General features: G+C 72.0%; 17 protein-coding genes, 1 tRNA gene and 1 other RNA gene. 7 read left to right on the forward strand and 12 right to left on the reverse strand.

The window, feature by feature from the left end; all coding sequences use genetic code 11:
- Positions 1–23 precede the first annotated feature (23 nt).
- Complete coding sequence (glnA, locus tag DWV08_RS05740; RefSeq protein ID WP_115412921.1) at positions 24–1,454, forward strand: type I glutamate--ammonia ligase; 1,431 nt, start codon at positions 24–26, stop codon at positions 1,452–1,454.
- Positions 1,455–1,539: 85 nt separating this feature from the next.
- On the opposite strand, the gene DWV08_RS05745 is transcribed toward glnA, so the two are convergent.
- The 5 genes from DWV08_RS05745 to DWV08_RS05765 all read right to left on the reverse strand — a co-directional run bounded on the left by DWV08_RS05745 (position 1,540) and on the right by DWV08_RS05765 (position 8,224).
- Positions 1,540–1,881, reverse strand: coding sequence for a YciI family protein (locus tag DWV08_RS05745; protein WP_115412922.1), 342 nt, complete (start codon positions 1,879–1,881; stop codon positions 1,540–1,542).
- A gap of 103 nt (positions 1,882–1,984) precedes the next feature.
- A complete protein-coding gene (locus DWV08_RS05750; RefSeq protein ID WP_115412923.1) occupies positions 1,985–2,902 on the reverse strand; it encodes a PD-(D/E)XK nuclease family protein in 918 nt (305 codons plus the stop codon).
- A 106-nt stretch (positions 2,903–3,008) separates the two neighbouring features.
- Positions 3,009–6,137, reverse strand: coding sequence for a bifunctional [glutamine synthetase] adenylyltransferase/[glutamine synthetase]-adenylyl-L-tyrosine phosphorylase (locus tag DWV08_RS05755; RefSeq protein ID WP_115414924.1), 3,129 nt, complete (start codon positions 6,135–6,137; stop codon positions 3,009–3,011).
- An 11-nt stretch (positions 6,138–6,148) separates the two neighbouring features.
- A complete protein-coding gene (locus DWV08_RS05760; protein ID WP_115412924.1) occupies positions 6,149–7,486 on the reverse strand; it encodes a glutamine synthetase family protein in 1,338 nt (445 codons plus the stop codon).
- A 90-nt stretch (positions 7,487–7,576) separates the two neighbouring features.
- Positions 7,577–8,224, reverse strand: a complete 648-nt coding sequence (locus tag DWV08_RS05765) for a hypothetical protein (RefSeq protein ID WP_115412925.1) — start codon at positions 8,222–8,224, stop codon at positions 7,577–7,579.
- A 185-nt stretch (positions 8,225–8,409) separates the two neighbouring features.
- Here DWV08_RS05765 and panB point away from each other — a divergent pair, with 185 nt between their 5' ends.
- Positions 8,410–9,228, forward strand: coding sequence for a 3-methyl-2-oxobutanoate hydroxymethyltransferase (gene panB, locus DWV08_RS05770; RefSeq protein WP_115412926.1), 819 nt, complete (start codon positions 8,410–8,412; stop codon positions 9,226–9,228).
- A 10-nt stretch (positions 9,229–9,238) separates the two neighbouring features.
- Here the strand turns inward: panB and DWV08_RS05775 are convergent, their stop codons facing one another.
- Positions 9,239–9,448 carry an SPOR domain-containing protein gene (locus DWV08_RS05775; protein ID WP_115412927.1) on the reverse strand — a complete coding sequence of 70 codons (210 nt, stop codon included), beginning with the start codon at positions 9,446–9,448 and terminating at the stop codon, positions 9,239–9,241.
- 37 nt (positions 9,449–9,485) lie between these two features.
- On the opposite strand from DWV08_RS05775, the gene map reads away from it, so the two are divergent.
- Both map and ppgK read left to right on the forward strand, forming a co-directional pair.
- On the forward strand, positions 9,486–10,373 hold the full coding sequence (gene map / locus DWV08_RS05780) for a type I methionyl aminopeptidase (protein ID WP_115412928.1): 888 nt from the start codon (positions 9,486–9,488) through the stop codon (positions 10,371–10,373).
- 191 nt (positions 10,374–10,564) lie between these two features.
- The gene (gene ppgK / locus DWV08_RS05785) at positions 10,565–11,365 is read left to right on the forward strand and encodes a polyphosphate--glucose phosphotransferase (protein ID WP_115412929.1); all 801 of its coding nucleotides are present in this window, start codon (positions 10,565–10,567) and stop codon (positions 11,363–11,365) included.
- A gap of 25 nt (positions 11,366–11,390) precedes the next feature.
- Here the strand turns inward: ppgK and rnpB are convergent.
- An RNA gene (gene rnpB, locus DWV08_RS05790) (RNase P RNA component class A) lies at positions 11,391–11,751 on the reverse strand.
- Between the two features lie 126 nt (positions 11,752–11,877).
- On the opposite strand from rnpB, the gene yaaA reads away from it, so the two are divergent.
- Positions 11,878–12,657 carry a peroxide stress protein YaaA gene (gene yaaA / locus DWV08_RS05795; protein WP_115412930.1) on the forward strand — a complete coding sequence of 260 codons (780 nt, stop codon included), beginning with the start codon at positions 11,878–11,880 and terminating at the stop codon, positions 12,655–12,657.
- Positions 12,658–12,694: 37 nt separating this feature from the next.
- On the opposite strand, the gene DWV08_RS05800 is transcribed toward yaaA, so the two are convergent.
- From DWV08_RS05800 to DWV08_RS05810, 3 genes are read right to left on the reverse strand one after another with little or no spacing between them, the layout of a single operon-like run.
- Positions 12,695–13,552, reverse strand: coding sequence for a Nif3-like dinuclear metal center hexameric protein (locus DWV08_RS05800; RefSeq protein ID WP_115412931.1), 858 nt, complete (start codon positions 13,550–13,552; stop codon positions 12,695–12,697).
- Positions 13,549–14,007 carry a Fe-S cluster assembly sulfur transfer protein SufU gene (gene sufU / locus DWV08_RS05805; protein ID WP_115412932.1) on the reverse strand — a complete coding sequence of 153 codons (459 nt, stop codon included), beginning with the start codon at positions 14,005–14,007 and terminating at the stop codon, positions 13,549–13,551. Before sufU ends, DWV08_RS05800 begins: the two co-directional genes overlap by 4 nt.
- The gene (locus tag DWV08_RS05810; RefSeq protein ID WP_115412933.1) at positions 14,007–15,281 is read right to left on the reverse strand and encodes an aminotransferase class V-fold PLP-dependent enzyme; all 1,275 of its coding nucleotides are present in this window, start codon (positions 15,279–15,281) and stop codon (positions 14,007–14,009) included. The genes sufU and DWV08_RS05810 overlap by 1 nt, the downstream gene beginning before the upstream one ends.
- A 249-nt stretch (positions 15,282–15,530) precedes the next feature.
- On the opposite strand from DWV08_RS05810, the gene DWV08_RS05815 reads away from it, so the two are divergent.
- On the forward strand, positions 15,531–15,749 hold the full coding sequence (locus DWV08_RS05815) for a hypothetical protein (RefSeq protein WP_241237382.1): 219 nt from the start codon (positions 15,531–15,533) through the stop codon (positions 15,747–15,749).
- Positions 15,750–15,815: 66 nt separating this feature from the next.
- Here the strand turns inward: DWV08_RS05815 and DWV08_RS05820 are convergent.
- Together DWV08_RS05820 and DWV08_RS05825 are read right to left on the reverse strand one after the other, a co-directional pair.
- Positions 15,816–15,889, reverse strand: a tRNA-Val gene (locus DWV08_RS05820).
- 69 nt (positions 15,890–15,958) lie between these two features.
- The gene (locus tag DWV08_RS05825; RefSeq protein WP_115412934.1) at positions 15,959–16,378 is read right to left on the reverse strand and encodes a DUF3052 domain-containing protein; all 420 of its coding nucleotides are present in this window, start codon (positions 16,376–16,378) and stop codon (positions 15,959–15,961) included.
- Between the two features lie 307 nt (positions 16,379–16,685).
- Between DWV08_RS05825 and aceE the strand changes: the two genes are divergently transcribed.
- Positions 16,686–19,433, forward strand: coding sequence for a pyruvate dehydrogenase (acetyl-transferring), homodimeric type (gene aceE, locus DWV08_RS05830; RefSeq protein ID WP_115412935.1), 2,748 nt, complete (start codon positions 16,686–16,688; stop codon positions 19,431–19,433).
- The last annotated feature ends 46 nt before the right edge of the window (positions 19,434–19,479 follow it).

A 19,479-nucleotide genomic window follows, 5' to 3' on the forward strand; every position in this document is an offset into this window, starting at 1 on the left:
CGCACGGCGCGGATGGAGGAGACGTGTTCAACAGTCCCAGCGAGATCGTCAAGTACATCGAGGAGGAGGGCGTCGAGTTCGTCGACATCCGCTTCTGCGATCTTCCCGGCGTGATGCAGCACTTCAACATCCCGGCGAGCACCTTCGACGAGGAGGCCATCGCGACCGGGCAGCTGTTCGACGGCTCCTCGATCCGCGGGTTCCAGGCCATCCACGAGTCGGACATGAAGCTGGTGCCCGATCTGGAGACGGCGTACCTGGACCCGTTCCGTGAGCGCAAGACGCTGATCATCAACTTCTCGATCGTCGACCCGTTCACGGACGAGCCGTACTCGCGCGATCCGCGCACCGTCGCCTCCAAGGCGGAGGAGTACCTGAAGTCCACCGGCATCGCGGACACCGCGTTCTTCGCGGCCGAGGCCGAGTTCTACATCTTCGACGACGTGCGCTTCAAGACGTCGGTCAACTCCGGCTTCTACTCCATCGACTCCGACGAGGCGGTGTGGAACACGGACCGCGACGAGTCCGAGTTCGGCGGCAACCAGGGCTACAAGACCCGCCTCAAGGGCGGCTACTTCCCCGTCCCGCCGAACGACCAGATGGCCGATCTGCGCGACGAGATCGTCACCGTGCTGGAGCAGACCGGTCTGCAGGTGGAGCGTGCGCACCACGAGGTGGGCACCGCCGGCCAGCAGGAGGTCAACTACCGCTTCAACACGCTGCTGCAGGCGGCGGACGACGTCATGAAGTTCAAGTACGTCGTGAAGAACACCGTGTGGGACGCCGGCAAGACCGCGACCTTCATGCCCAAGCCGCTGTTCGGCGACAACGGCTCCGGCATGCACACCCACCAGTCGCTGTGGAAGGACGGCGAGCCGCTGTTCTTCGACGAGCGCGGCTACGGCGGCCTCTCGGACATCGCCCGCTGGTACATCGGCGGCATCATCGAGCACTCCCCCGCGCTCACCGCGTTCACCAACCCCACGGTGAACTCCTTCAAGCGCCTGGTGCCGGGCTTCGAGGCGCCCGTCAACATGGTGTATTCGGCCCGCAACCGCTCCGCCGCGATCCGCATCCCGGTCACCGGCTCCTCGCCGAAGGCCAAGCGCATCGAGTTCCGCGCGCCGGACCCCTCGGCGAACCCGTACCTCTCCTTCGCGGCCCAGCTGATGGCCGGCATCGACGGCATCCGCAACCGGATCGAGCCGCCGGAGCCGATCGACAAGGACCTCTACGAGCTGCCGCCGGAGGAGCACGCGCAGATCCGCCAGCTGCCCGAGTCGCTCGGCGCCGCGCTGGACGCCCTCGAGGCCGATCACGACTTCCTCACCGAGGGCGACGTGTTCCCGGAGGACCTCATCTCCACCTGGATCGAGCTCAAGCGCACCACGGAGATCGATCCGTTCCGCTTCCGCCCGCACCCCCACGAGTTCGAGCTCTACTACGACATCTGAGCCGCACAGCTCGAGTCGACGACGGCCCGTCCCCGCCCTGCCAAGGGTGGGGGCGGGCCGTCCGCCGTGCGGGATGGACCGGAGCTCAGCTCTCGGGGTCGTCCATGAACACCCGCACCTCCTGTGCGCAGCGGCAGGCCACGGCGGTCCTCCGCGCCCATTCGAGGGCCTCCTCGCGGGTCTCGAGCTCGAGCACCGAGTAGCCGCCCTCGATGTGGCGCGTCTGCTCGTAGGTGGTCTCGAGCACGCTGCCGGAGCCGGTGACCATCACCGGCGGCACGGACTCGTCGATCCCGCCGCCGAAGACCCACACGCCGGCCGCCTTCGCCTCCCGCACCACGGCGTGGGCGTCGCGGGCCGCGTCGGCGAGCTCCTCACCGGTGAGGTTCATCGCGCTGCTGGGGAAGGAGATCAGGTACTTCGCCATGGTGGGTCCTCTCGTCGGGGCACAGCGGTGTGCCCCGGAAGTCTCCTCCACGTCGAGGCGCCGCGCCACCCGGACGCCGCAGGCTGGCGCTCACCGAGCGGGCTCAGCTCAGCGCGTCGATCCCGCCCTTGCTGCGCAGCAGCGACAGCAGCAGGTCCTTGGGGCCGGAGGCGGGATCGAGGGCGCACTCGTCGGGTTCGAAGGACCACGCCGCGCGCAGCGCCCGGAACACCTCGAACTCGGCGTCGCCGGTGCGCAGCGGCACCGCCTGGTAGCCGCCCGCCTCGGGCAGATGGATGATGAACGCGCCGGTGAGCTCGGGCATCTCCCGGGTGGCTCCGTCGCCGTCCAGCAGCAGCTCGGCCCGGCACACCGCCACCCCCTGCAGGGCGTAGTCGCCGCGCACCTTCTTCGAGGTCTTGATGTCCGCGCTGAGGACGGTGTTGCCGATCCGCACGATCGCATCGGTGGTGCCGGCGTAGCCCACGGTGTGGTTCACGACCGTCTGCTCCACCTCGAGGAACTCGGGCTGGTAGTCCTCGAGGAACCGGCCGTAGCCCTCCAGGCGCACCTCCGCGCGGGCGATGAGCGCGCGGGGATCCTTCTCCCCGGCGAAGGCGCCCTGCTCGCTGCGCATCTGCTCGGCGACGGCACCGATGTGCGCGGCATCGGGCCGCGTGCCGCTGGTGCCCCACTCCTCGCACACGGCGTGCACCAGGGTGCCGAAGTCCGCGGCGGCGCGGGTGTGCTCGGGCGCGGCGGCGGCGATCCGCTTCTGGGTGCCCCAGCGGTCGCGGGAGACGCGGGAGATCTCCGCGGCGGCCCGCTCCGGGTTGCGGTCCAGCCAGGCGTACATCTCCAGCGCCCGCTTCGAGGCCATGGTGGCGTACCAGCCCTGCAGGAAGTCCTTCGCGCGCATCCCGGCCACGGTGGTGATCGAGGGGTACATCAGGGGACCGTCGGGCTCGAGACGGTACATGCGGCCGCGGGGCGTGTCGGCGCTCAGGCTGGGCGTGGTCATGGATCCTCGGGGACGACGGGCGGGACAGGGACGGCGACCACGGTACGCCGAGACGCCGCGGTGCGGCGACGGGCGCCGGCAGGACGCGCCGGGTGCGGCATGGGGATCACATCTCGGCGGGCCCGAAGATGATCTCCTCGGCGATGCTCCGCGCCCGGCGCGTCAGGCGCAGGTAGCGCTCCTCCAGCTCGGAGGCGGAGCCGTCGTCCCCGTCGATCAGCAGGGCGAGGGCGCGCAGGTCGTGGCGGTCGGTGGGGAGCACGTCCCCCTCCCTGCCCTTCCACAGGAACAGGCTGCGTCGCACCAGCCACGCCAGCGACCAGGCCTCGGCCAGCTCGCGCACGTCCCGCACGGGCAGCAGCTCGACCTCCCCCGCCGCCTCCAGCAGATCCAGGGTGTGCTCGGTGCGCAGCGCCTCGACCTCGTGGCCGTGCTCCAGGGCGAGCAGCTGCATGCACCACTCCACGTCTGTCATGCCGCCGCGGCCCAGCTTCACGTGCCGGGACGGATCCGCGTTGCGCGGCAGCCGCTCGGACTCCACCCGTGCCTTCATGCGGGTGATCTCGCGCCGCGCGGAGGCGTCGATCCCCCCGGCCGGGTAGCGGTGACGGTCCATCTCCTCGCGCAGACGGGCGGCGACCGCCTCCGAGGCCACCACCGGCCGTGCCCGCAGCAGGGCCTGCTTCTCCCAGGTCTCCGCATCCCGGCGGTAGTAGTCGCTCCAGGAGTCCAGGCTGCGGGCCAGCGGTCCCACCCGTCCCTCGGGGCGCAGGTCCGCGCTCACGCGCATGTCCGCGCGGGCGGTGGGGGCGTTGAGGATGTGCTGGGTGCGGGTGGCGACCGCGATCGCGATCTCCACCGTCTGTGCCCCCGCGCCGCGATCGAGCACCACGAACTGCACGTCGGCGTCGGAGGAGTAGCCCATCTCGCGGGCGCCGAAGCTGCCCAGCGCGAGGATCGCCATCTCGATGCCGAGCGCCCGGGCGGGATCGGAGCGGCGCTCGCGCAGGCGCAGCGCGGTCTCCACGTCCACCTCCGGGGCGCTGTCGAGGGTCTCGCCGTCCTCCCCGATCGCCTTCCGCTCCCGCGCCACCACGTGCAGCGCCACCAGCATGCCCGCCTCCAGCACCGCCTCGGCGAGGTCCGTCAGCGCCCTCGCCACCTCCTCGGCAGTGGCCACCCCGGTGAGGTGGGCGAGCGCGATGCGCAGCAGCTCCCGGTTGCGGGTGCGGCGCAGCACGTCCTGCGCCACCTCGATCGTGTCCACGCGGGAGATGACGGCGAGGAACTCGCGGCCCAGCACGTCCCGGGCCAGCGGCCGCAGCTGCTCGTCGCGGGCCAGCCAGCGCACCGCCTCGGGGATCTGCTCGAGCTGCTCGCCCACGTAGCGCCCGGCGGCGAGCACCCGGGTGAGGCGCTTGGCGGCGAGCCCCGAGTCGCGCAGCAGGCCCAGGTACCAGTGGGCGGAGCCGATGGTGTCCGAGAGGCGGCGGAAGCCCAGCAGCCCCAGATCCGGATCCACGCCGTCCGCGAACCACTCCAGCATCGCCGGCAGCAGATGGCGCTGGATCTTGGCGCGGCGGGAGATGCCCTCGGTGAGCGCGGTGATGTGCCCGAGGGCCCGCTCCGGGTCGCGGTACCCGATCGCCTCCAGCCGGGCGGCGGCGCTCTCGCGGCTCAGGCGGATCTCGCCGTCGCTGAGCTGAGAGGCGGTGAGCAGCAGCGGCCGGTAGAAGATCTCCTCGTGCAGCTGCCGCACCCGCCGGCGGGTGCGCTGGTAGCGCTGGTGGAACCCGTCGGTCCCCTCCCCCAGGCTGCGCGCCAGGCGGCGCAGGTCCGAGGCGGCGGTGGGCAGCACCTGGGTGCGGCGCAGGCGGTGCAGCTGCAGGCGATGCTCCACGCAGCGCAGGAAGCGGTAGGCCTCGTCCATCTCCGCCACATGGGTGCGGGAGATGTACCCGCCCTCGCCCAGGCGTGCGAGCGCCTCGAGGGTGGAGCGTCCCTGCAGCGCCTCGTCGGTGCGGCCGTGCACCATCTGCAGCAGCTGCACGGTGAACTCGACGTCGCGCAGCCCGCCGGGGCCGAGCTTGAGGTTCCGCTCCACCTCCGCGCGCGGGATGTGCGCGACCACGCGCCGGCGCATCGCCCGGGCGTCCTCCACGAAGCCCTCCCGGGTGGAGGCCTTCCACACCCACGGCTCCACCATCTCCTCGTACTCGGCGCCGAGCTCCCGGTCCCCGGCCGCGGCACGTGCCTTCAGCAGCGCCTGGAACTCCCAGGACTTCGCCCATTCGGTGTAGTAGCGGCGGTAGGAGGCCAGGGTGCGCACCAGCGGGCCGTCCTTGCCCTCGGGGCGGAGGTTCGCATCGACCTGCCACAGCGACCCCTCGCCGGTGCGCTCCGAGCAGGCGCGGGCCAGCTCGCGCGCGAGCGCGGCCCCCACCCGCAGCACGTGCTCCTCGTGCTCCGCCGCGAGCTCGCCGTCCTCGTCGCACAGGTGCGCGGCCGGGGCCACCACGTGCATCACGTCCACGTCGGAGATGTAGTTGAGCTCGCGCGCGCCCGTCTTGCCCAGGGCGATCACCGCCCAGCGCACCGCCTCGTGGCCCTCCACGGTGGCGCGGGCGATGGCAGAGGCCGCCTCCAGCGCCGCATCGGCGAGGTCGCTGATCGCGGCGGAGACCTGCGGCTGGAGGGCGGTGGGGTCCTCGGCGCCCACGTCCGCGGCGGCGATCTGGGCGAGCCTCCCGTGATAGGCGACGCGCAGGGCGTCGCGCACCTCGCGGCCGCCGTCGGCCGCGACCGGGACCTCCGCCGCCGGGTCCGCGCCCACGGCCTCGAGAAGGCGGCTCCGCACCGCCTGCGCCTCGAGCGCGAGATCGTCGTCCCCCTCCCGCAGCAGCTCCAGCAGCTCCGGGTGGCGCGCGAGCACGTCCCCCAGCGCGACCGAACTGCCCAGCAGGGTGATCAGGCGCTGTCCGCCCGAGCCCTCCTGCCCGATGCTGCCAAGGAACTCGGCGCACAGCCGTCCCTGACCGGCCTCCTGGGCCGACTCCGCCAGGCGCAGCAGCCCCAGCACCGCGTCGTCGCCGTCCGCGGTGCGGCCCAGCGCGGCCACGGCACGGTCGCCGAGCCCCGCGAGGACGGGCTCGGCGAGGAAGCGCCGCGCCCGGTCGGTGCTGCTGAAGCCCAGGCGGGCGAGGGCCCCGGTGGTGGTGGCGGGTTCGCGGGTCACGGCGCGCGCCCTCACACCCGGCTGAAGGTGGAGTGGAGCTCGTAGGCGGTGACCTGTTCGCGGTAGCGCTCCCACTCCTGGCGCTTGTCGCGCAGGAAGAACTCGAACACCTGCTCGCCGAGGGTGGCGGCCATCAGCTCCGAGTCCTGGAATCCCTCGAGCGCGCGGAACATGTCCGTGGGCAGCGGCTCGATGCCCATCGCGCGGCGCTCCCGCTCGGTGAGGTCCCAGACGGCGTCCTCCGCCCCTTCGGGCAGCTCGTACTCGCCCTCGATGCCGGCCATCCCGGCGGCCAGCAGCACGGAGAAGGCCAGGTACGGGTTCGCGCTGGAGTCCAAGCCGCGGAACTCCACCCGCGAGCTGGTGCCCTTGGTGGGCTTGTGGAAGGGGACGCGCACCAGGGCGGAGCGGTTGTTGTGGCCCCAGCAGATGTAGCTCGGTGCCTCCTGCGCGCCCCAGAGCCGCTTGTAGGAGTTCACCCACTGGTTCGTGACCGCGCTGTACTCGGGCGCGTGGCGCAGCAGGCCGGCGATGAACTGCCGCCCCACCTTGGACAGGCCGAACTCCGCGCCCGGCTCGTGGAAGGCGTTCTTCCCGCCCTGGAAGAGGGAGAGGTGGGTGTGCATGCCGGAGCCGGGCTGGTCGATCATGGGCTTGGGCATGAAGGTGGCCACCTGCCCCATCGACAGCGCCACCTCCTTCACCACCGTGCGCAGGGTGAGGATGTTGTCGGCGGTGGTGAGCGCGTCCGCGTAGCGCAGGTCGATCTCGTTCTGGCCGGGCCCGTTCTCGTGGTGGGAGAACTCCACCTGGATGTTCATCGCCTCCAGGTGCTGGATCGCGGTGCGGCGGAAGTCCTGGCCCTGCCCGCGGTGCACGTGGTCGAAGTAGCCGGCGCCGTCGATCGGGCGCAGCGGCTCGCCCACCGTGTACGGCTCCTCGAAGAGGTAGAACTCGATCTCGGGATGGGTGTAGAACTCCAGCCCCTTCTCCTCCGCACGGGCCAGCGCATCGCGCAGCACGCGGCGCGGATCGGAGGCGGCCGGTTCGCCGTCCGGGGTGAGCACGTCGCACATCATGCGGCCGGTCGCGTTGGTCTCGCCGCGCCAGGCCAGCAGCTCGAAGGTGGCCGGGTCGGGGCGCAGGATCATGTCCGATTCGTAGCTGCGGGTGAGGCCCTCGATCGTGGAGCCGTCGATCCCGATGCCCTCGCTGAAGGCGGTCTCGAGGTCGGAGGGGGAGATCGCGATCGACTTCAGGGTGCCGGCGATGTCGCAGAACCACAGCCGGATGAAGCGCACGTCGCGATCGGAGACCGTGCGGATGACGTCGTCGTGGAGATGTCCCATGCACCCAGTCTGCCCCAGGGAGGGGCCGGACGCGGAGCGCCCCGGCCTCCCTCAGAGGAGGCCGGGGCGCTCACGACGCGGCAGGGCCGCTCAGAGGTACTGGCTGCCGTCGATGTACCACTGGCCGTCCTCGCCCTGGACGAAGACGACGCCGCCGTCCTCGCCCAGCAGCTCGATGCCCGCGGTGCCGTCGCCGTTGTCCACGCCCTCGATCATCGAGCGGTCGATCGCATCCATCATCGAGGGATCGATCGGCTGCTCCCCGGCCTCGCTCTCGAAGCCCTCGATGCATCCGGCGAGCTCCGGCCCGGAAAGCGGCTCCCCGGTGGTGGGATGGGAGACCAGGCCGCAGGCGGCCTCGCCGTCGGCGTTCGCGGCGGCCTCGAGGAACTCGTAGAACCGGTCGCCCACCGCCGTGAGGTCGTCCTCGCTGAGCGCCTCGCCGGAGGCGGCGTCGTCGGAGTCGCCGTCGGAGGCGTCCTCGTCCATGCCCTCGTCGTCCGAGGAGCCCTCGTCCTCGGAAGCGGCGCCGTCGCCGGTCCCGGCGTCCTGCTCGGCCATGTCGTCGTCGGCGTCCTCCTCGGCGTCGGAGGGGGACTCCTCTTCGGTGGTGGTCCCGCCGTCGCCGTCCTCGTTCCCGCCCAGGAGGCCGCCGCACGCCGCCGTCCCGGTGACGATGGCCAGCGCGCCCAAGGTCGCCGCCGAAGCTCGAACAGTCCTGCGCATGATCGCGGTCATGATGGGTCCCCTCACTCGTCCAGTCCGGCACCCGGTGGCGCCGTGTGCTCCACCCTGGCACAGCAGGGCCCAGCAGCGGGATGGGGAGAACTCCCCACTCGCCGCCGACCGCCGGGGACCCGGCCCGCGGGCCCGGGACTAGGCTTGCCCTGCAGTCCGTCCCCTCTCCCGTCCAGGAGCATCCCGTGAGCACTCAGTCCAGCAACGGCCCGGCGAAGATCCGCCTGCGGCACCTGCAGCAGGCGAAGGCCGACGGGCGCCCGTTCTCGATGCTCACCGCCTACGACCAGTTCGCCGCCCGCGCCTTCGAGGCCGCCGGGGTGGAGACCCTGCTGGTGGGCGACTCGGTGGGGACCACCGTGCTGGGCCACTCCTCCACCACCGCCACCACGCACCAGGACATGCTCACGTTCACCGGGGCGGTGGCGCGCAGCGTCACGCGCCCGCTGGTGGTCGCGGATCTCGCCTTCGGCACCTACGAGGCCGGTCCCGCCGACGCGCTGCGCCACGGCGTCGAACTCGTGCGCGCCGGCGCGGAGGCGGTCAAACTCGAGGGCGGTGCGGAGGTCGCGCCCCAGGTGCGCGCCCTGGTGCAGGCCGGGATCCCGGTGTTGGGCCATCTGGGGTTCACGCCGCAGTCGGTGAACTCGCTCTCCGGGCACCGGGTGCAGGGCCGGGACGAGGAGGGCGCGCGGCGCCTGCACGCCGATGCGCTCGCGCTGCAGGAGGCGGGGGTGAGCGCGATCGTGCTGGAGCTGGTGCCGGCCGCGCTCGCCGCCGAGGTCACCGCGGCGGTGGCCGTGCCCACCATCGGGATCGGCGCCGGGCCGCAGTGCGACGGTCAGGTGCTGGTGTGGCAGGACATGGCGGGCCTGTCCGGCTTCCAGGGGAAGTTCGTCAAGGCGTTCGCGGATCTGCGCGGGGAGCTGCAGCGCGCGGCCGCGCAGTACCGGGCCGAGGTGGGCGAGCGCGCCTACCCCGGGCCCGAGCACTCCTTCGAGTGACGCCGCGCACTCAGGCGGTCGGCGCGGACCCGTCGCCGTAGTCGTCCCAGTCCTGGTTCTCCTCGTCCCACGCCTTGTTGCGCTCGGCGGCGGTGGACAGGGCCCGCGCCGCCTCCTCGCGCGTCGCGTACGGGCCCATCCGCTCGGAGGCCGGGGACTGCGGCCCCTCCTCGACCTGGCCGGTGCTGAGGTTGTAGTAGAACTGCGTGCCGTCGGTCACGTCGGTCTCCTTTGCGGTCGGTGAGAGACTGGTGCTCATGACTGTAGAGCAGGAATGGATCCGTCCAGAAGGGCGCGAGGAGCTGGTGCCGGGCGTCATCGGCCCGCGGCGCAGCGTGCCGGCAGCGATCGAGCGCCCCGAGTACGTGGGCAAGGACGAGGCGGTCTCCGACACCGGCCCGTTCATCCAGAACGCCGACGTGATCGCTCGGGTCCGCGAGGCGTCGAGGATCGCGGCGCTGGCCCTGCAGGCCGCCGGGGAGGCGGCACGGCCGGGCGTGACCACCGATCACATCGACGAGGTGGTCCACGGGGTGCTGCTCGAGAACGGCGCCTACCCCTCCACGCTGGGCTACCTGGGCTTCGAGAAGTCCTGCTGCACCAGCCTCAACGAGGTGATCTGCCACGGCATCCCGGATTCCACCGTGATGCAGGCCGGGGACATCCTCAACGTGGACGTCACCGCGTACGTCCACGGCGTGCACGGCGACTGCAACGCCACCTTCACGGTGGGCGAGGTGCATCCGCGCGCGCAGGACCTCGTCGACACCGCCCACGCCGCCATGATGCGCGGCGTGAAGGTGGCCCGGCCCGGCCGCGAGGTGAACGTCATCGGGCGCGTGATCGAGAAGTTCGCCGCCCGCCACGGGATGGAGTCGGTGCACGACTACACCGGCCACGGCGTGGCGGAGGGCTTCCACAACGGCCTGGTGATCCCCCACTACGATTCGGCGCCGATGTTCGACGACGTGATCGAGGAGAACATGACCTTCACGATCGAGCCGATGCTCACCCTCGGCTCCCAGGCCTGGGAGCAGTGGGACGACGGCTGGACCGTGGTCACCCGCGACCGCTCCTTCTCCGCCCAGTTCGAGCACACCATGCTCATCACGGCCGACGGCCCGGAGCTGCTCACCGTGGTGTGAGCCCGGCCTGTGCCCTGCCGCCGACCCGTCGGCCCGCCGGGTGCGGCCGGGCCGCCCGCGGCTTCCGCCCCGTGGTCGGCCCGGAGCGGCCCGGACGGGATGGGTATCCTGTGCGTCCGTGAGCACCGTCGCCGGCGGTGCATCGACCTGCAGGGCGTTCTCTCGCCCGCCCACCGCGCACAGGAGACGGCATGAGCAAGAAGGCCTTCGGGATCGACATCGGCGGAAGCGGCATCAAGGGCGCACCGGTGGATCTCGCCACCGGTGAGCTCGCCGCGGACAGGCTCCGCATCCCCACTCCGCAGCCCTCGGTGCCGGAGGCGGTGGCGGACACCGTCGCCGAGCTCATCGACTCCTTCGACGTGGCGCCGGACATGCCCGTGGGCGTCACCTTCCCCGCGGTGATCTCCGCCGGGGTGGCGAAGACCGCGGCGAACGTGGACAAGTCCTGGATCGGCACCGATGTGGACGCGCTCCTCACCGAGCGCACCGGCCACGACGTGTTCGTGGTCAACGACGCCGACGCCGCCGGCATCGCCGAGATGACCTACGGCGCCGGGCGCAAGAGCTCGGGCGTGGTGCTCGTGATCACGCTGGGCACCGGCGTGGGCAGCGCGATGTTCGTGGACGGCACGCTGGTGCCGAACGCCGAGCTCGGTCACCTGCTGCTGCACGGGGATGACGCCGAGAAGTACATGGCCAGCTCGGTCCGCGAGCGGGAGGAGCTGGACTGGGACGTGTGGGCCGGGCGCCTGCAGGAGTACTTCTCCCACGTCGAGTTCCTGTTCAGCCCCACGCGGATCATCGTCGGCGGCGGCGTCTCCAAGAAGTACAAGAAGTTCCTGCCGCCGCTGGACCTCGAGACCGAGATCGTGCCGGCGGGGCTGCGCAACGAGGCCGGGATCGTGGGCGCCGCGGTGCTCGCGCACCGCGAGGAGAAGGCGCTGAAGAAGGCCGCGAAGAAGGCGGAGAAGAAGGCCGAGAAGAAGTAGCGCGCGGCCGGGCGGCGCCGCGGGGTGGACCAGCCGGCCTGTAAGCCGGGTTCTGTGAGCGGCAGCCATCCTTCTCGGATCGTCGTTGCCGACGACCTCCAGCGGTCTACCCGGGAACTCGGGCCGGCGCCCTCGAACATTCCCTGTCTGACCTTGCTCCCGGTGGGGTTTGCCGTGCCGACCTCGTCACCGAGGCCGCGGTGGTCTCTTACACCACCCTTTCACCCTTACCGCCGTGCCCGTGGGCGCGGCGGCGGTCTGCTCTCTGTGGCACTGTCCCGCGGATCGCTCCGGGTGGGCGTTACCCACCACCGTGCCGGGTGGAGCCCGGACTTTCCTCGGCCCCGGGGCGCGAGCCCCGAGGACGCGGCTGCCCGGCCGACTGGTCCGTCCCCAGTCTACGTCGCGCCGGCCCGTCGGCCGCGCCCGCCCGGCCCGGCCCGTGGCCCACGTGCCCAAGGTCTCGCCGTGGCGCACCGGGGTGTGCCGGGCAGGGGCCCGAGAATGGACGGATGCTGATCCTGCTGCCGCCCTCGGAGACGAAGACCCGCCCCTCGGAGGTGGGGACCGCGAGACTCGATCTCGACGGGATGTCGCTGCCGGCGCTGCACGAGAGCCGGGAGACCATGCTGCGCGCGGCGCGCCGCACCGCCGCCGGGGCCGACGCCGCCGCCCGGCTGGGCGTGCCCGCCTCCGCGCCGGAACTGGTAGGCCGCATGCTGCACCTGGACGAGGAGCCCGCAGGCGCCCCGCTCGCCGTCTACTCGGGCGTGCTGTACGACCAGCTCGATCCGGCCGCCTCCCTCCCCGAGGACCGCCGCGTGCTGGTGCAGAGCGCCCTGTTCGGGCTGGTGGACGCCGCGCAGGACGCGATCCCCGCCTACCGGCTCTCCGCCGGGTCGTCCCTGTCGCGGCTGGGCAAGGCGGGAACCTGGTGGCGGCCGCGGCTGCGGCCGATCGCCCAGGAGCTCCTCGCCGAGCAGGCCCGCAGCGCCTCGCCGCTGGTGATCGACTGCCGCTCCGGCGGGTACCGGTCGATGATGGCGATGCGCGGCGACGAGACGGTGCGGGTGCTGGAGGTGGCCCCGGTGCAGGAGCGCGACGGGGTGCGCAGCGTGATCTCCCATGACGCGAAGCGCTATCGGGGCCTGGTCACCCGGGTGCTGCTCGAGGCCGCGCAGGCCCCTGCCACCGCGCAGGAGGCGCGTGAGCTGCTCGCCGAGGGGCTGGGCGCCGGCCTAGCCGTCGAGCTCGACGGCGACCGTCTGGTGGTCGTGGACCGCGTGCGCTGAGCGGCCCGGGCGACGGAGCGGGCCGAGCGTGCGGGGCTCAGCCCGCCCTGCCGCTCCAGGGATCGGTGGTGTGCGCGGTGCGCCGCACCTCCAGCCCGGGCAGGGCCTCGGCCAGCAGCTCCTCCGCCAGCGGCAGCCACAGCGCCTCGCTCGCCGCGTGGGGGACGTCGATCAGCGCCGGCACCTCGGCCGGGTCCGCGGCGGTCTCGAGGTGCTCCAGCGCCGGGTGGTGGCGCAGGTCCGAGGTGAGGTACACGTCCGCCCCGGAGCCGGCGGCGGCGTCGAGGAAGGAGTCCCCCGCCCCCGGGCACACCGCCACCGTGCGCACCGGGCGCTGCGCGTCCCCGGTGTGGAGGATGCCGCGGGCGGTGGCGGGCACCAGCGCGGCGACGGTCTCGGTGAGCTCCCCCACCGTGGTGGGTGCGGGCAGCTCTCCCACCACGCCCAGGCCGAAGCGCACCGAGCCGTGGCCGGCCTCCGCCTGCTCCTCCCCGGGCAGCAGCGGGCGCGGGGACTGCAGCGCGAGCGCGCGCAGCCAGGCGCCGACGGTGCCGCGGGTGGAGCGGTCCACGTTGGTGTGCCCGCACCACAGCGCCGTGCCGGCCCGCAGCAGGGAGGTGACCACCGCGCCCTTGCCGTCGTCGGCCGGCAGGAAGCTCGCCCCGCGCAGCAGCAGCGGGTGGTGGGTGATCAGCAGCTGCGCGCCGTGCTGCACCGCCTCGCGGGCCACCGCGACGGTCGGATCCACCGCGAGCAGCACACGCTCCACGGGCGCGTCCCGCTCCCCCAGCACCAGCCCGGCACGGTCCCAGCTCTCGGCCCAGTGCAGGGGGTAGGCGGACTCGAGCACCTCGAGGACGTCCTGCACGGTGCGGGCGCCGGTCGCGGCGCTCATGCCCCGAGCGCCCGGGTCTCGACCAGGGCGGCCTGGTAGGCCTTCCACGGCATCAGCACGCACTTCACGCGGGCGGGGAACTTCGCCGCGCCCAGCAGGGCGATGCCGTCCCCGATCAGCTCCTCGTCCCCGTCGAGGCGGCCGCGGGAGCGCATCACCTCCTCGAAGTGCTCGCGCACCGGCTCCATCTCGACGACCGTCCGGCCGATCAGGAGGTCCGCCATGATCGAGGCGGAGGCACGGCTCATCGCGCAGCCCACGGCGTCGTAGGAGACGTCCTCGATGCGCTCGGCGGCGCCGTCGGCCAGGTGGAGGCGCAGCGTGATCTCGTCCCCGCAGGTGGGGTTCACGTGATGGACCTCGGCGCCGAACGGCTCGCGCAGGCCGGCGTGGAGGGGGCGCTTGTCGTGCTCGACGACCAGCCCGGTGTACAGGGCGGAGAGGTGGCTGCTCATCACAGGGATCCGAAGAAGTCGACGGTGCGGGCCACGCCGTCGACGAACGCGTCGATCTCGGCGGCGGTGGTGTGGACGGAGAAGCTGGCGCGGGTGGTGCCGTGCACGCCGTAGCGGCGGTGGAGGGGCCAGGCGCAGTGGTGGCCCACCCGCACCTCGATGCCCAGGGAGTCGAGCACTTGGCCCACGTCGTGCGGATGGCGGCCGGCGAGGTCGAAGGAGACCGCACCGGTGCGCTCGGCGGAATCCGCCGGGCCCAGGACGCGCACCCCGTCGATGCCCGCCAGGCCCTGCAGGGCGCGACGGGTGAGGGCCTGCTCGTGGGCGGCGACATTCTCCATCCCGAGCGCGTCGAGGTAGTCGCAGGCGGCGGCGAGCCCCACGGCCTGCGAGATCGGCGGGGTGCCGGCCTCGAAGCGGGCGGGAGGCTCCGCGTAGGTGGTGCGGTCCATGTGCACGGTCTCGATCATCGAGCCGCCGGTGAGGAAGGGCGGCATCTGCGCGAGCAGCTCGTAGCGGCCCCACAGCACCCCGATGCCGGTGGGGCCGAGCATCTTGTGCCCGGACAGCGCCACCAGGTCCACCCCCAGCGCGGCGAGGTCGACGGGCATGTGCGGGACGGACTGCGCGGCGTCCAGCACGGTGAGGGCGCCGACGGCGCGAGCCGCTTCCACCAGGCGACCGACGGGGTTGACGGTGCCCAGCACGTTGGACTGGTGGGTGAACGCGAGCACCTTCGTGCGCGCGGTGAGCAGGGAGTCGAGATCGGTGAGGTCGAGGGTGAAGTCCTCGGCCACCGGAATCCAGCGCAGCGTGGCACCGGTGCGACGGGCGAGCTCCTGCCAGGGCACGAGGTTCGCGTGGTGCTCCATCTCCGTCACCAGGATCTCGTCACTCTCGCCCACCCGCAGGTGCGCGGGGGTGGAGGAGTCCCCGCCGCCCAGCGAATGGGCGACGAGGTTCAGGGCCTCGGTCGCGTTCTTGGTGAACACCACCTCGTCCGGGGAGGGGGCGCCGAGGAACGCGGCCACCCGCTCGCGGGCTCCCTCGTAGGCGTCGGTCGCCGCGGAGGCCATGCGATGCGCGCCCCGCTTCACCGCGGCGTGATCGCGCCGCAGGTAGGCGATCTCCGCGTCGAGCACCTGCTGCGGCCGCTGCGAGGTGGCGCCGCCGTCGAGGTAGATCATCGGGGTGTCGTCATCGAGCATGCGGGACAGGATCGGGAAGTCCGCCCGGACCGCCTCGACATCGAACCCTGGTGTGGGTGCACTCACCTGCGCGGCTCCTCCTTCGCTCGGGCCGGGCCCCGGAACACGCAGGACGCGTGCGCAGGGGCCTCGGCGGCCCCGCCAGTATAGGAAGCATCCAGGTGGCGGGGTGGGGTCGTGAGATCCTGGAGACCCCACGGGCGGGCTCGTCGGGACCCACCGTGCCGCCGCACCCGCCCTCGACCCGCGGCGCGCCACCGCGCCGCCCGCCCCAGACCCCGGAGGCCCGCCATCGACACGCTGATCCTGCTCGCCATGTTCACGGCGATCCTCGTGGCCCTGGTGGTAATCCTCTCGCGCCTGCTGCTGCGACGCCGCGAGGCCCGGGAGCAGTGGGAGGCCGCCGGCCGCCCCGAGCCCACCCCGCGCACGCCCGAGGAGCGCGAGCGCGACCGCCGCACCGCCCTCACGTGGGGCTGCCTGGTGGTCGCCGTGCCGGCGGTGCTCATGCTGGCGTACGCCGTGACGCGGTGAGGGGCCCAGCACGCCGAAGGCCCCTGATCCTGCACTGTCCGTGCAGGTCAGGGGCCTTCGTGTGAGTGGGTCGTGAGGGGCTCGAACCCCCGACCTTCTGGGTGTAAACCAGACGCTCTGACCAGCTGAGCTAACGACCCGTCGGGAGCAGGCTCCCCCGTCCCCGAGGAGGGGACGTCCGCGCCCCGCCTGGACGGGGCGTGCGGCGATCAGGTGGTCCGGCTCGCCAGGCGGGTGCCGGTCCAGTCCTTGGCCAGGCTCACCGAGCTCATCACCCGCAGGCCGGCGATCCCGGCGCTCTCCTGGATCTCACCGGGCACCACGTGCCCGTCGCGACCCGCCTTCGGGGTCATCACCCACACGGGGGCGCCGGCGTCGATGTTGCGCAGGGTGTCCACCATCGCGTCGGTGAGGTCGCCGTCGCCGTCGCGCCACCACAGCACCACGGCGTCCACGATCTCCTGGGTGTCCTCGTCCTCGAGCTCCGCCCCGATGAGGTCCTCGATCGCGTCGCGCAGATCGAGATCGACGTCGTCGTCGTAGCCGATCTCCTGCACGATCTGTCCCTCGGTGAGGTTCAGCACCTCGGACAGGGAGCTGGACGAAGGGGCGTCGGCCGACGGTGACAAGAAAGGACTCCTCACAAGCGAGATCAAGCGGTCGTGCGCCGGGAGGACGCCCGTGGGCCCCTCCATCCTGTGGCGCGCCCCGCAGTCTATGTCACCCGCCACCCGCGCGCACCACGGGACGGTGGTCCCGCCCACGGCCGACGGGCCGCGGGATGTCCTGCGCATCACAGATGCGGAGGGAGTGTGAAGGTCCCGCACGGGCACGGCGACGGTAGGCTTGCCTGCACCGAGGCCGAAGGAGCCGGGCCCACCGGCGAACCTCAGCTCCCACGGCCGGTCCATCGCCTCCCGTAGAGAGAAGGACAGTGTGACTTCGCACGAGACCCCTCGTCCCATCGGCATCAACCTGCCGAGCCACGCGCAGGACCCGGATCCCGAGGAGACCCGGGAATGGCTGGAGTCGTTCGACGGGCTCGTCGAGCACCGGGGCGCCGATCGGGCCGCCGAGATCGTCCAGAGCCTGATCCAGCACGCGCGGGACGAGGACCTGCACCTGCCGGACTCGCTCACCACGGACTACGTGAACACGATCTCCGAGCAGCAGCAGCCGCAGTACCCCGGCGACGCCGACCTCGAGAAGGAGCTGCGCAACATCAACCGCTGGAACGCGGCGATGGTGGTCCATCGCGCCCAGCGGCCCGGCGTCTCCGTGGGCGGGCACCTCTCCAGCTACGCCTCGATCGCCACCATGTACGAGGTGGGCTTCAACCACTTCTTCCGCGGCCGGAACCATCCCGGCGGCGGTGACCACGTGTTCTTCCAGGGGCACGCCTCCCCCGGCATCTACGCGCGCGCCTTCATGATGGGCCGCCTCGCGCAGGAGGACCTCGACGGCTTCCGCCAGGAGGTCTCCAGCGAGCACGGCATGCCCTCCTACCCGCACCCGCGGGCGATGAAGGACTTCTGGGAGTTCCCCACCGTCTCCATGGGCATCGGCCCGGTCGCCGCGATCGAGCAGGCCTCCTTCGACCGCTACCTCCAGAACCGCGGCCTGAAGGACACCTCCGAGCAGCACACCTGGGCGTTCCTCGGCGACGGCGAGATGGACGAGGTGGAGTCGCGCGGCGCACTGCACATCGCCGCCAAGGAGCACCTGGACAACCTCACCTTCGTCGTGAACTGCAACCTGCAGCGCCTCGACGGCCCGGTGCGCGGCAACGGCAAGATCATCCAGGAGCTGGAGAGCCAGTTCCGCGGTGCCGGCTGGAACGTCATCAAGGTGATCTGGGGCTCCGGCTGGGACCCGCTGCTGGCCGAGTCCACCGACGGCGCGCTCATCGACCTGATGAACGCCACCCCGGACGGCGACTACCAGACCTACCGCGCCGAGGACGGCGCCTTCATCCGCGACAACTTCTTCGGCCGCGATCCGCGCACCAAGGCGCTGGTCGAGAACATGTCCGACGAGGACATCTGGTGGAAGCTCAACCGCGGCGGCCACGACGCGAAGAAGATCTACGCCGCGTTCCAGCAGGCCGCCACGGCGAAGAACGGCAAGCCCACCGTGATCCTCGCCCACACCGTCAAGGGCTACCGCCTGGGCAAGAACTTCGCGGGGCGCAACGCGACCCACCAGATGAAGAAGTTCACCCTCGAGGATCTCAAGGCGCTGCGCGACACCCTGCGCATCCCGATCAGCGACCAGCAGCTCGAGTCCGGCAGCGTCTACGACGCGCCGTTCTACCTGCCCGAGGACGACTCCCCGGTGATGACGTACCTGCGCGAGCACCGTGCCGCCCTGGGCGGTCCGGTGCCCTCCCGGCGCACCGAGCACAAGGCGCTCGAGCTGCCGGGGGACAAGGCCTACGAGGTGGTGCGCCGCGGCTCCGGCAAGCAGGAGATCGCCTCCACCATGGCGCTGGTGCGGCTGCTCAAGGACCTGATGCGCGACAAGGAGACCGGCAAGCGCTGGGTCCCGATCGTGCCCGACGAGGCGCGCACCTTCGGCATGGACTCGTTGTTCCCCACGGCGAAGATCTACAACCCCGACGGTCAGAACTACCTCTCGGTGGACCGCGACCTGCTGCTGGCCTACAAGGAGTCCACCTCCGGCCAGATCAAGCACATGGGCATCAACGAGATCTCCTCCACCGCGGCGTTCACCGCGGCGGGCACCTCGTACGCCACCCATGACCTGCCGATGATCCCGTTCTACATCTTCTACTCGATGTTCGGGTTCCAGCGCACCGGCGACTTCTTCTGGGCCGCCGGGGACCAGATGGCCAAGGGCTTCGTGATCGGCGCCACCGCGGGCAAGACCACGCTCGCCGGCGAGGGCCTCCAGCACATGGACGGCCACTCCCCGATCCTCGCCGCCACGAACCCGGGCGCGGTCATCTACGACCCCTGCTTCGGCTACGAGCTGGGCCACATCGTGCGCGACGGCCTGCAGCGGATGTACGGCGAGGACGACCGCCTGCAGGAGGTCTTCTACTACATCACCGTCTACAACGAGCCGATGGTGCAGCCGGCCGAGCCGGAGGACCTCGACGTCGACGGACTGCTCAAGGGCATGTACCTGCTCGAGGAGAAGGCCGAGGGCGAGGGACCGGAGGCTCAGCTGCTGGCCTCCGGCGTGGGCGTCCCGTGGGCGCAGCACGCCCGCGAGCTGCTCGCGGAGGACTGGGGTGTGCGCGCCTCGGTCTGGTCGGTGACCTCGTGGACCGAGCTGCGCAAGGAGGCCCAGGAGGCGGAGAAGCACAACCTCCTGCACCCGGAGGAGCCCCGCACCCCGTGGCTCTCCCAGCGCCTCGAGGGCGTCGAGGGGCCGTTCGTGGCCACCTCCGACTACGACTTCATGGTCCCGGACATGATCCGCGAGTGGATCCCCGGCGCCTACGGCGTGCTCGGCGCCGACGGCTGGGGCTTCTCCGACACCCGCCCGGCGGCCCGCCGCCACCTGAAGATCGACGCGCACTCCATGGTCGTCAAGACCCTGCAGCTGCTCGCCAAGGAGGGCAAGGTCGATCCCTCCGTGGTGCGCCAGGCACTGGACAAGTACGAGCTGACGAACGTCAACGCCGGCCAGTCCGGCTCGTTCGGCGGCGAGTCCTGAGCATCCCGCCGGGCCGTCCGTCCTCCGCGACGGACGGCCCGGCGGC

The sequence above is a fragment of the Brachybacterium saurashtrense genome, assembly GCF_003355475.1.
In the GTDB taxonomy this organism is placed as follows: domain Bacteria; phylum Actinomycetota; class Actinomycetes; order Actinomycetales; family Dermabacteraceae; genus Brachybacterium; species Brachybacterium saurashtrense.

What these genes read in the sequence shown, in the direction of transcription:
- DWV08_RS05745 (WP_115412922.1), bottom strand. Translation starts at nt 1,881, where the DNA reads ATGGCGAAGTACCTGATCTCCTTCCCCAGCAGCGCGATGAACCTCACC.
- DWV08_RS05750 (WP_115412923.1), bottom strand. Translation starts at nt 2,902, where the DNA reads ATGACCACGCCCAGCCTGAGCGCCGACACGCCCCGCGGCCGCATGTAC.
- DWV08_RS05760 (WP_115412924.1), bottom strand. Translation starts at nt 7,486, where the DNA reads ATGGGACATCTCCACGACGACGTCATCCGCACGGTCTCCGATCGCGAC.
- DWV08_RS05765 (WP_115412925.1), bottom strand. Translation starts at nt 8,224, where the DNA reads ATGACCGCGATCATGCGCAGGACTGTTCGAGCTTCGGCGGCGACCTTG.
- map (WP_115412928.1), top strand. Translation starts at nt 9,486, where the DNA reads ATGACTGTAGAGCAGGAATGGATCCGTCCAGAAGGGCGCGAGGAGCTG.
- ppgK (WP_115412929.1), top strand. Translation starts at nt 10,565, where the DNA reads ATGAGCAAGAAGGCCTTCGGGATCGACATCGGCGGAAGCGGCATCAAG.
- yaaA (WP_115412930.1), top strand. Translation starts at nt 11,878, where the DNA reads ATGCTGATCCTGCTGCCGCCCTCGGAGACGAAGACCCGCCCCTCGGAG.
- DWV08_RS05800 (WP_115412931.1), bottom strand. Translation starts at nt 13,552, where the DNA reads ATGAGCGCCGCGACCGGCGCCCGCACCGTGCAGGACGTCCTCGAGGTG.
- sufU (WP_115412932.1), bottom strand. Translation starts at nt 14,007, where the DNA reads ATGAGCAGCCACCTCTCCGCCCTGTACACCGGGCTGGTCGTCGAGCAC.
- DWV08_RS05815 (WP_241237382.1), top strand. Translation starts at nt 15,531, where the DNA reads ATGTTCACGGCGATCCTCGTGGCCCTGGTGGTAATCCTCTCGCGCCTG.